Origin of the sequence: Paraburkholderia sp. Ac-20347 (assembly GCF_017104805.1) — a bacterium.
In the GTDB taxonomy this organism is placed as follows: Bacteria; Pseudomonadota; Gammaproteobacteria; order Burkholderiales; family Burkholderiaceae; genus Paraburkholderia; species Paraburkholderia tropica.
Genome location: NZ_JAAGPN010000274.1, coordinates 1 through 10,609 on the forward strand (window position 1 = coordinate 1; position 10,609 = coordinate 10,609).

A 10,609-nucleotide genomic window follows, 5' to 3' on the forward strand; every position below is an offset into this window, starting at 1 on the left:
CTCGACCTGGGCCGCGTTCGCGCAGCGCTGGGTCGTGCGCATCGTCGCGATCGGCGGCGTGGGCGGCGCGCTCGCGGGCGCAGTGCCGCTCGGCATGACCGAGGACGCGCATCTCGCGCTCGTGAAGTAGCGTGCGCTGGCCGCCCGCCTCGGACGCGCTGCGTCTCACGCGCATGAGCTCGACCTGGGCCGCGTTCGCGCAGCGCTGGGTCGTGCGCATCGTCGCGATCGGCGGCGTGGGCGGCGCGCTCGCGGGCGCAGTGCCGCTCGGCATGACCGAGGACGCGCATCTCGCGCTCGTGAAGATCGTCACGCTGGTCGGCCACCTCGCACTCGCCGTCATGATCCTGCAATGCCGTAGGCCCGTGGCCGCCTGGCTGCGCAACGTGGCCGCGCAGCGCGGTTCGCTGGCCTGGCTCGCGCACTGGTTCGCCGACATCTGGGCCGTGGCCGCGATCTTCGTGGTCATGGCGCTATGGTTCGTGTGGGCGCTCGACCTGCGCGGCGGCTACCGCGAACTCATGCGTGCGGGCGGCCTCTCGCTCGCGGTGCTGCTGGCTGCGCGCGTGGCCGCCATCGTCGCGCTCGGCGCGCTCGGACGCGTGTTCGATCCGCTCGGCAACCGCGCCGACATGACCATCTCGCAGCGCCGCGCCTACCGCTACTACCCCGCCTTGCGCCGCGTGGTGATCGCCGCGCTATGGATCGTGACGATCGACGTGCTGCTGCATGTGTGGGGCCTGCGCCCGTCGCGCCTGCTCATGAACGCGCCGATCGGGCACCTGCTCGGCTCCGCGCTGCTCACGATCGCCGTGGCCGTCGCCGTGGCCATCGTGATCTGGGAAGTCGCGAACGGCGCCGCCGAACGCCGCCTCAACGCCTGGACCGACGCCGGCGACTACGTGCGCGCCGCACGCCTGCGCACGTTGCTGCCGATGTTCCGCACCACGCTGTTCGTCGCGATCTTCGTGATCGTGGGCCTCACCGCGCTCTCGCAGCTCGGCGTGAACACCGCACCGCTGATCGCGGGCGCGAGCATCTTCGGCGTGGCGCTGGGCTTCGGCTCGCAGAAGCTCGTGCAGGACTTCATCACCGGCATCTTCCTGCTCACCGAAAACGCCATGCAGGTCGGCGACTGGGTGACCGTGGCAGGCGTCTCGGGCACGGTGGAGTTCCTCTCGATCCGCACGGTGCGGCTGCGCGGCGGCGACGGTTCGCTCTACACCGTGCCCTTCAGCTCCGTGACGACCGTGAACAACACGAATCGCGGCATCGGCAACGCGGCGGTCAAGGTGGTGATCGCGCACGGCAACGACCTGCAACGCGCGATCGACACGCTCAAGGAAATCGGCGCTTCCATCCGCGCCGACGATGCCTTCAAGTCCGGCATCCTCAGCGACTTCGCCTACTGGGGCGTGGATCAGGTCGACGGCGCAAGCGTCACGCTCGTGGGTCAGATCCAGTGCAAGGACTCCTCGCGCTGGGGCGTGCAACGCGAATTCAACCGCCGCGTGCTGGCGCTTTTCACCGAGCGCGGCATCGAACTGGCGAACCCGCAGCGCAACTTCGTGATCGGCGTACCGCACGACAGCGATGTGGAAGGCCACGTATTCGGCGGCGACGAACGCGACGAAGAAGACTCGCGCACGCCACCGCGCCGCAAACCGTCCTGATCCCGTAAAACCTCACCTTCGCGCACGCATGCTCGCTGTGCGGCGCGCGAGGCGTGACGGGATTTCACGCCACTGCGGGGCTTTGCGCGTGATCGCACGTCGCGAATCGCGCGCAAAACAAGTGCGATTCGCCCTCTCCCGAAGAAGCTCACCTTTGCGCCTCCTGCTTTATCCACTCGCAGCGCGAGCCGATTGATGGTGGCGTTCGCGCGCGTAGCAAACATCAGACCGTCTCCACTTCACCGAGAGTGATGCAGAACGTGCTGAGCACGGAGAGGCCGCCGGTTTCCTGCAGCACCTCCGTCAACGCCTCATCCAGCCGTTCCACCTCGTCGCGCTCCCGCGCAATCTGAACGGTCACATACACCGTTTCCTCGCCCGGACCGTCGTCGACGTATTCGCAGGCCGCGAGCGCCCGCACGCGGCGCGTAGCGAGAAAGTCATAGACGGCGTCGTGCAGCGACTCGACAACGGACAGCGGCACCGCATACTGCTCCAGAATCGCCACCGCCTTGCGCCGATACGCCTCCGTTTCGCGATCCGTCGCATTCGAACGCGAATTGAGCGCCTGCATGAGTTCCAGCGCACGCGCCCAGCGTCCGGCCTGCCACGCCATGTCGATTGCGCCACGCAACGCGAGCAGGCTGGACGGCTGCGCCTGCCATGCGCGCTCGGCCACCTCGGCGGCTTCGCCGAAACGGTTGCAGGCCGCGAGCGCCACCGCGCAATTGATGTCGGCCTGGACGCCGCGTTCGCAGCGCAACGCGTTCGCGTACGCCACTTCGAGCGCCTCGCCGTCCCAGCGCTCGGCGGCCAGCATGCCGAGCGTTTGCCACGCGAGCGCAGGGTGCGCTTCCATGCTTTCCTTTGCGATGCGTTCCAGGCGCTTGCGCGTAGCCGCGTCGAGCTCGCCCGCATCTTCGTCGAGATGCGTGCAGATCTGGTTGAACGCCGCCGTGACCGCTTCCGCGGAGAGTGTCCTTCGATCCATCGACATAATCGTGTTCTCCCTTCCGATGACCGCAAAAAAATGCAACCGATTCGATGCTCATTCGATTTCAGATCGACGCGCATCTCGCATGCGATGTGACGTACGCCGTGCACCGCTCGCGTCGAAAAAATACTAGCAGCGGAGAATCGTCATTTCTTTGAGGTTCGTACTGCGAAGTTGTCGATGAGACGAAAAAAAACGCTGCGGGCAACGGCACAATTGAGCCGTCATCCACAGCGTTTTTTTCAGGAGGAGCGCCGCGTGCGCTGCGTCCCTTGCGAACCTTATGCTTCCACGTCTTCGAGACTGAAAATTTCCGACTGGTCGTTGTACGAGAAAATCTCGCCGTAGCGACCCCAGTCGATCACCGTGTCGAGCGTTTCTTCGGCGGCCGTATCCGAGAGGAAATCTTCCAGTTCCTGCTCGAAGCGCACGCGCGGCGCGCGGTGGCCCGGGCGTTCGTTGAGCACCTTCTTGATCCGCGCGGCGAGCGGCACGTTGCGCAGCAGATGATCGGCGAACATCATTTTGCGCGCCTGCGTGCCCATCTCGGCGAACACGCGCGCGGGCGGCGTGAGCAACAGGTCGCCGTCGCGCACGTCCGCGAAACCGAGCAGTTGCATCATTTCCGCAATCGGGAACAGGTCGTCTACTTCCAGATGCAGCGAGCGCGCGATTTCCGGCATGTCCGCGCGACCGTGGTACGGCGCGGCCGCCAGCGTTTCGATCAGACCGGCCATCAGGTTGGTCGAGACGTCGGGCAAACGGCTGCCCACTTCGAGACGGCGCGTGGTCGTTTCGGCGGCGTCGCGCGCGGTCATCTTCGCGTAGATCTCGTCCACGAGCTTGCGGAACGCCGGGTCCAGACGATTGCGCGGATGCTTGAACGGCACCTTGATGTCGGCCACCAGGCGCCCCGGGTTCGACGAGAGCACGAGGATGCGGTCGCACATGAACACCGCTTCTTCGATGTTGTGCGTGACGATCAGCATCGACTTGATCGGCATGCGGCCCTGCGTCCAGAGGTCGAGCAGGTCGGTACGCAGCGTCTCGGCCGTGAGCACGTCGAGCGCGGAAAACGGCTCGTCCATCAGCAGCAGCGCGGGGTCGACCACGAGCGCGCGCGCGAAACCCACGCGCTGGCGCATGCCGCCCGAGAGTTCGCGCGGGTAGGCGTTTTCGAAGCCGTCGAGGCCGATCAGGTCGATCGCGGCCAGCGCGCGTTCGCGGCGCGCACGCGCAGGCACGCCTTGCGCTTCGAGGCCCGCTTCCACGTTCTGCAGCACCGTGAGCCACGGGAACAGCGCGAAAGTCTGGAACACCATCGAGACGCCCTTCGCCGGGCCGTCGAGCGGCTTGCCGAGCCAGTTCACCTCGCCCGCGCTCGGTTCGATGAGGCCCGAAATGATGCGCAGGAGCGTCGATTTACCCGAGCCGGAGCGACCGAGCAGGCCGACGATTTCGCCTTCGCGCAGCGAGAGATTGACGTCGTCGAGCACGAGGCGCTCGTCGTCCTTTTTCGCGAAACCACGCGACATGTGCTTGACGGACAGCACTTCTTCGCCAAGCGTGGGCCGCGTCGGCAGCAGGTCGGATGAGACGATTTTCGGATTCAGCATGATGTATTACTCCATCTCAATCGAGCCGCAGCCTGGACTCGGCGTGGGTGTACAGCGGACGCCAGAGCACGCGGTTGAACAGCGTCACGAACAGGGACATCATCGCGATGCCCAGAATGATCTTCGGAAAATCACCGGCGGCGGTCGTCTGCGCGATGTACGCGCCGAGGCCGTGTGCTTCGAGCTTCGTATCGCCCCACTGCACGTATTCGGCGACGATGCTCGCGTTCCACGCGCCGCCCGACGCCGTGATCGCGCCCGTGATGTAGTACGGGAAAATGCCCGGCAGGATCGCCTGACGCCACCACTGCCAGCCGCGAATGCGGAAGTTTTTGGCCGCTTCCTTATAGTCGTTTGGATAGGCGCTCGCGCCCGCGATCACGTTGAACAGGATGTACCACTGCGTGCCGAGCACGATCAGCGGCGACAGCCAGATGTCCGCGTTCAGATGGAAGCGCACGATCACGATCACGAACACCGGGAACAACAGGTTCGCCGGGAACGCCGCGAGGAACTGCGCGAGCGGCTGGACCTTCTCGGCAAGCGCCGGACGCAAGCCGATCAGCACGCCAAGCGGCACCCAGATCACCGAGGCGATCGCAATCAGCAGCATCACGCGCAGCAGCGTGATCAGGCCCAGCACGAACACGTGGCCCACTTCGTCGAGCGAGACGCCCGTGCGTACGTAGGCCACCACGCGCCAGACCACGAACAGCGTGAGCACGATCACGAACACGGCCCAGATCGCGTCGCCAAAACGCGAGCGCTTGCTGAGCGTGAGGTTCACGGCGGGCATCGCTTTCGGCAATTGCACGCGGAACGGAATGCGTGCGAACGTCGCGAGCAGGAAACCCATCGGCACCAGCAGGCGGTGAATCAGATGCGTGCGGCGGATCAGGTCGAGCAGCCAGGACTCGGGCGCGTCGCCGGAACTGGTGTTTTCCATGCGGAACTTGTCGGCCCATGCGACGAGCGGACGGAACAGCAACTGGTCGTAGGCGAGGATCACGACCGTCATCGTCAGGATCACCCAGCCGATCGCGTGCAGATTCTTTTCGGAAATCGCCTGCGCCAGATACGCGCCGATACCCGGCAGCGTGATCGTGTTGTTGCCCACCGTGATCGCTTCGGAAGCCACCACGAAGAACCAGCCGCCCGACATCGACATCATCATGTTCCAGATGAGGCCCGGCATCGAGAACGGCACTTCCAGTTTCCAGAAGCGCTGCCAGCCCGTCAGGTGGAAACCTTTCGAGACTTCATCGAGATCGCGCGGCACGGTGCGCAGCGACTGATAGAAACTGAAGGTCATATTCCACGCCTGGCTCGTGAAGATCGCAAAGATCGCCGCGAGTTCGGCGCCGAGCACGCGCGACGGAAACAGCGCGAGGAAGAACGTGACCGTGAACGAGATGTAGCCCAGCACCGGCACCGACTGAAGAATGTCGAGAATCGGCACCAGCACCTGGCCGGCGCGGCGGCTCTTCGCGGCCAGCGTGCCGTAGACCAGCGTGAAGATCAGCGAGGCGATCATCGCCGCCAGCATGCGCAGCGTCGTGCGCATCGCGTATTCAGGCAGGTTCGACGGATCGAGCGAAATCGGCTGCGCCTTGAGCGTGGCGATCGGCGCCATCGTTTCGTGGAAGCCCACGGCCGCCATGGCGATCAGGCAGATGATGAGCGGGAACGCCACGAAGTCCCAGCGATTGGGCAGCACGCGCCACGCCGAAGCGTTGGCCGTACGGTTCAGGTTGAATCTGAACTCCATTAGCGGCCTCCCAGGGCGATGACATGCGCAACGACGCCTGCGCGCGCTGCGCGGCAAGTCGTTCGCATGGAGCGGTTGAACTGATTCATGTTGTGTTGCACCGGCGATCTGGAGGATGCGCGGCTCGCGCGTCGAGCGCGCCGCCATGCGGGCAGCGGCGCGTTCGGGCGGGGGCCGATCTTTCTTGTCTAACTGCGTTCAGCCCCGGTCAACCTCGCCCCGACGCGCGGAACACGCGGGCGCGTAAATCGCGCCCGCGCGCGGCAAGGCGCGATGGCGGGCACGGCGGCGTGTCGCTCGTGCGCTCGCGGGCGCCGAGCTGGTCGGGATGAAGGGTGTGCTGCGTTTGCGGCAGGTGCGGCAGAAGAAGGCCGAAGTTCATGCTGGATCTCCTCACGTCGCTCGGGGAGCGATCGCGGTTGCGAGGAAAGCCAGCAGACCCGGCTGCGCGCGGCGTACGCGCGTCAGCGGCTCACGTCTGCGCGCTTTCCTCAGGGAACGAAAAAAGGAAGCGGCATAACGGATAACTGTCACTGTCGGACATCGGAACTCCTTATCGTCACGGCGGCGCGCTGGAAACCGGTCCCAGGCGGCGCATGTGGCGATCCGTGCGTCGCGCGAACCCCGCAAGGCGGACGATCGGCGTGACGAACGGACCGTGCCGCGAGCGAACAGGGCTCACGGCTCGATATCGGCCTGGCGCGCTGCGCATACGACGCTGCGGCGCCTGGTCGACGCTAAAAAGAGTGCACGAGAATGTACTGCTGGACGCGCACCATCTGCCTGGCTGGCAAGACGGCGGCTGAGAGAAAAGGGAGCGCGGACGTCCTGCCGGTCAGGCAGCGAAACTGTTCGAAGATCGACTACTGCTACTGTCCAAGGCGTCAGCCCCTTTTGTTAAGACGGGCGAATTTTAGTCACGCACGCTGTCGGAAGTCAACACGATTCGCGCCGCGCGTCAAATCCCGTGCCAATGCCGCCACAGCGCCGCCGGACGGCACATTGGGCGCGGTCGGGCTGAATGCTTCGATGCGCGCCATGGACCCGTTGTGTAGCACGGTCGCCCGGGGTGCGAATCGTCGCGTTGCGGCTGCGTTGTTGCTGCTTTGTTGCTGCCTGTCTGCGGCTTTACTTACATTTTGCTTCGTGCTGCTTTGTACATCGGCTTGGCGCGTCGGCTTCGTGCGTCTGCTCCGTACGCCTGCGTAGCCGTGCGAGCGTCGATTTCGGCGTTGTCGCCCGCAATCGACATGCCTACCGGACACGTCACGCGCACGTCACGCGCACGTCACGCGCACATCACGCGCGTTTGCGTGCCTGTGCGGCGTCGCCTGCGCGCATGCGTTCGAGCCGCTCGCTCGCGTCGGTCAGCACCCACATCGGCGCGCTTTGCAGCTGCACGTCGTAGACGTTGATGACCGCGCGCACGGCTTCGAACTGCGCATCGTCGAGACGCCATTCGCCGTGCGCGCCGCCGCGCGAGAAGCACGCGATGATCGCTTCATCGGCGGGACGGACCTGCTCGGGCGTCAGATCGCCGTAACCGGCGTCCGCAATCGATTGCGCAAGCACGTGAGCGTGCAGGAGCGCCTGGGCGTCATGCTGTGAGCCGCCCGCGCGCAACGCGGCCAGCGCCAGATGCACCTGGAGCGCCAGTTCATCCGCGCTCGCACGCGGCATCGGCAGCAACTCGGCTTTGGCCTTGTGGCGCCGTGCGCGCGTGGCCTGGATGTGTTGCGCCGGAAAGGGGATCGTCTTGGCCATGTCACAGGAAAGAATCAGTTCAGGTGCAATAACGGCATGTGGCGGCCAAGGTTGAGCGCCGTTTTGCGACGAGGATGTAACTAAAGGTGTCCGCGGGGTCGCGAACGGGCGGGAATGCGCGTCGATTTGCGGATAGGTGCGGCGATGCGCGGGTGCGGGCGAATACCGTGAAATCGGCGGAATCGGCGAGCGGCCGGTGGATACGCGCTCGCCGTTGCTTCAGCGCTCGCGTTGCTTCAGCGCTCGTCGTCGCTGGCGCGGCGCGCAGCCATGAAGGCCTCGACGTGGCGGATTGCCGCTTCGCACTGATCGAGTGTCAGATGGTGGATCGACGGATTGGGCAAGTCGAAGCCCAGTTCCTCGGCGAGCCAGCGCAGTGCGCGGCCGCGCGCCTCGAAGATATTGACCTTGTCGCGCCGCACTTTGGCCGCAACGAGCGGTTCGAGCGCGTCGTGCAGGCGGCTCTTGGCGTCACGCAGCGCGCCGTTGGCGAGGCGGCCGAGCGGCACGTTGCGCGTGCTGCGCGCGGGTACGCCGATCCACGCTTCGCAGGCGGCGCAGACCCAGAGCGTGCCGTGATCGTCGCGGTACGGGTAGGCTTCGTCGCCGAAACGCGCGAGTACGGCTTTCGCGCCGCAGTAGTCGCAGAGCGGTTGCGGCAGCGCCTTGACCGGACGGCCTACGCGCATGGCGTGCTCCGGAAAACGGACGTCGACGATGGCTGCGGGCTGGAAGACTGGGACATGCGGATAACGGGTGTGACCTGGGTGTGGCTGGACTTAACCGGGTTCGGCGCGAACGCGCCGCTTCGGCAAAAGGATACCGGGAATCGGCGCGTTTGCCTGGTGTCGGCGGGCAGATTAGCGCCCAAAGGGGACCGAAACGCGTTGAAATTGGCTGCAAACAGGCCAGATTGACGCCAAATGAGACAGGATGACGCGCCAGGCGGCGGCGAGCACGCGGACTCTTTTCAGCATTTCACCGCGAGTCCGAGCGGCGACGTAGACGGCAGTTAGTTGCAATGACGCTCGCCGTTAGTTGCCGCCGTTAGTTGCCATCAGCCGCCACCACGAACAGTTCAACCCGCCGCGCTCGCCGCCACGTGCGCATCCTCGCGTTCGAGCGAGCGCGTGTCGCGCAATCCCGGAAACAGCTTCATCCACAGCAGCGCGACGCCGATGGTCGCGACGCCGCCCACCAGCACCGCCGGCTGCGCGCCCCACCATCCGGCGGTCAGGCCCGACTCGAATTCGCCGAGCTGGTTCGACGTGCCGATGAACAGCGAATTCACCGCGCTCACGCGGCCGAGCTTTTCATCGGGCGTGCGCAACTGCACGAGCGACGTGCGCACGACCACGCTCACCACGTCCGACGCGCCGAGCACCGCCAGCGCGAGCAGCGAAATGACGACGTTGTGCGACAGCCCGAACACGATCGTCGCGCAGCCGAACACGATCACGCCGCCGAACATCGACAAACCCGGGCGACGGCGCAGCGGAAAGTGCGCGAGCCAGATCGTCCCGGCAAGCGCGCCCGCCGCGGTCGCTGAGCGCAGCAGGCCCAGTTCGAGCGGCCCCGCGTGCAGGATGTCGCGCGCGAACACCGGCAGCAGCGCGGTCGCGCCGCCGAACAGCACGGCGAACAGGTCGAGCGACAGCGCGCCCAGAATCACGGGCTGCGAGCGGATGAACGCGATGCCCGAGAACACCGATTCGAGCGTGACGGGCGCGCGCGACGGCGGCCGGGCCTTGAGCGGAATCGTCGCCGAAAACGTCGCCGCCATTGCGAACGACACCGCGCAGGCCAGGAACGCCGGCCCCGCGCCGAGTCCGTACAGCAGGCCGCCCAGCGCCGGGCCGACGATCTGCGCGGTCTGCGTCGCCGAAGTCGACCACGCGGTGGCGTTCGGCAGTTGCGCGCGCGGCACGACACCCGGCAGCAGCGACGAGATCGCCGGCGACTCGAACGCGCGCGCAGCGCCCACGCAGGCCGCCAGCACGTAGATCATCGGCGCGCTGAGCCAGCCGCCGAAGGTGCCGAGCGCGAACGTCAGCGCGGCCACGCACTCGATGCTCTGGCAGACGGCGGCAATGCGTCGGCGGTCGTAGCGATCGGCGACATGGCCGACGACGAGCGTCAGCAGAAACATCGGCAAAAATTGCGCGAGACCGAGCAGGCCGAGCGCGAACGGGCTTTTGGTGAGCGCGTAGATATGCCAGCCCATCGCGACGGCCAGCATCTGAAACGACATCGAGCCGAGCACGCGGGCGCCCCAGAAACGCTGGAAACCGCGATTGCGCGCGATGCTCTGCGGCGCGTCGCCGGGAGCGGAAGAAGGTGTGTTCATGTACGGCGGAAGGCGAAAGGGCGCGGCCAGGGTCACGGCGACGCGGTGGCGTTACCGGGACGTCACCGGGGCTTCACATAAAGCGGCTGATTTTAGTCGATTGGGCGCGACGTCACCGGAGCGCGTCGGATTCATGCACGCAGGCCATTATCGGCATCGATATATACATTAGAATATAACGACTGCGCCAGCGATCCTTGCCGGGATCCGCGCGGCGACGATTTCCGCAGATGACACGAGGTGGGTAAGTGAGCAGTCGGCCACGGATGATGAATGCAGTTGCGCGCTCCGCGCCGCCGCGCGCAACGGCGACCATGGCCGCGACGATCACGGCGCTGCGCCCCGCTTCGGGCCACGAGCGCGCCGAGCGCATGCGCGACGTGATCGACGCGTTCCGGCGTCTGCGCGAGAGCGTCGAGCGCGTCAACCGCTCGCTCGCGCCGGAGG

The 10,609-nt window shown here is 66.0% G+C and carries 7 protein-coding genes and 1 pseudogene; 1 reads left to right on the top strand and 7 read right to left on the bottom strand.

All coding sequences use genetic code 11. From position 1 onward, the window contains the following. Positions 1-158: 158 nt before the first annotated feature. Positions 159-1,673 (top strand): annotated as a pseudogene (locus G3N97_RS32125) (mechanosensitive ion channel domain-containing protein); the annotation flags it as partial. A gap of 223 nt (positions 1,674-1,896) precedes the next feature. Here G3N97_RS32125 and G3N97_RS32130 read toward each other — a convergent pair. The 7 genes from G3N97_RS32130 to G3N97_RS32160 form a co-directional block, all read right to left on the bottom strand. Then, a complete protein-coding gene (locus G3N97_RS32130) occupies positions 1,897-2,664 on the bottom strand; it encodes a hypothetical protein (RefSeq protein ID WP_205996959.1) in 768 nt (255 codons plus the stop codon). A 284-nt stretch (positions 2,665-2,948) separates the two neighbouring features. Beyond that, positions 2,949-4,283, bottom strand: coding sequence for a nitrate/sulfonate/bicarbonate ABC transporter ATP-binding protein (locus G3N97_RS32135; protein ID WP_205996960.1), 1,335 nt, complete (start codon positions 4,281-4,283; stop codon positions 2,949-2,951). 16 nt (positions 4,284-4,299) lie between these two features. Then, complete coding sequence (locus G3N97_RS32140; protein WP_205996961.1) at positions 4,300-6,051, bottom strand: ABC transporter permease subunit; 1,752 nt, start codon at positions 6,049-6,051, stop codon at positions 4,300-4,302. 208 nt (positions 6,052-6,259) lie between these two features. Further along, positions 6,260-6,433 (bottom strand): hypothetical protein, encoded by a 174-nt coding sequence (locus G3N97_RS32145; RefSeq protein WP_205996962.1) that lies wholly within the window; start codon positions 6,431-6,433, stop codon positions 6,260-6,262. A 917-nt stretch (positions 6,434-7,350) separates the two neighbouring features. Beyond that, positions 7,351-7,815: a hypothetical protein gene (locus G3N97_RS32150; protein WP_205996963.1), complete on the bottom strand. Its 465-nt coding sequence runs from the start codon at positions 7,813-7,815 to the stop codon at positions 7,351-7,353. Positions 7,816-8,051: 236 nt separating this feature from the next. After that, the gene (locus G3N97_RS32155; RefSeq protein ID WP_065064421.1) at positions 8,052-8,504 is read right to left on the bottom strand and encodes a zinc-finger-containing protein; all 453 of its coding nucleotides are present in this window, start codon (positions 8,502-8,504) and stop codon (positions 8,052-8,054) included. Between the two features lie 389 nt (positions 8,505-8,893). After that, positions 8,894-10,162: an MFS transporter gene (locus tag G3N97_RS32160; protein ID WP_205996964.1), complete on the bottom strand. Its 1,269-nt coding sequence runs from the start codon at positions 10,160-10,162 to the stop codon at positions 8,894-8,896. Between the last annotated feature and the right edge of the window lie 447 nt (positions 10,163-10,609).

Bases quoted from the DNA above. Each gene is read 5' to 3' on its own strand.
- G3N97_RS32130 (WP_205996959.1), bottom strand. From the start codon at position 2,664: ATGGATCGAAGGACACTCTCCGCGGAAGCGGTCACGGCGGCGTTCAAC.
- G3N97_RS32135 (WP_205996960.1), bottom strand. From the start codon at position 4,283: ATGCTGAATCCGAAAATCGTCTCATCCGACCTGCTGCCGACGCGGCCC.
- G3N97_RS32140 (WP_205996961.1), bottom strand. From the start codon at position 6,051: ATGGAGTTCAGATTCAACCTGAACCGTACGGCCAACGCTTCGGCGTGG.
- G3N97_RS32145 (WP_205996962.1), bottom strand. From the start codon at position 6,433: ATGAACTTCGGCCTTCTTCTGCCGCACCTGCCGCAAACGCAGCACACC.
- G3N97_RS32150 (WP_205996963.1), bottom strand. From the start codon at position 7,815: ATGGCCAAGACGATCCCCTTTCCGGCGCAACACATCCAGGCCACGCGC.
- G3N97_RS32155 (WP_065064421.1), bottom strand. From the start codon at position 8,504: ATGCGCGTAGGCCGTCCGGTCAAGGCGCTGCCGCAACCGCTCTGCGAC.
- G3N97_RS32160 (WP_205996964.1), bottom strand. From the start codon at position 10,162: ATGAACACACCTTCTTCCGCTCCCGGCGACGCGCCGCAGAGCATCGCG.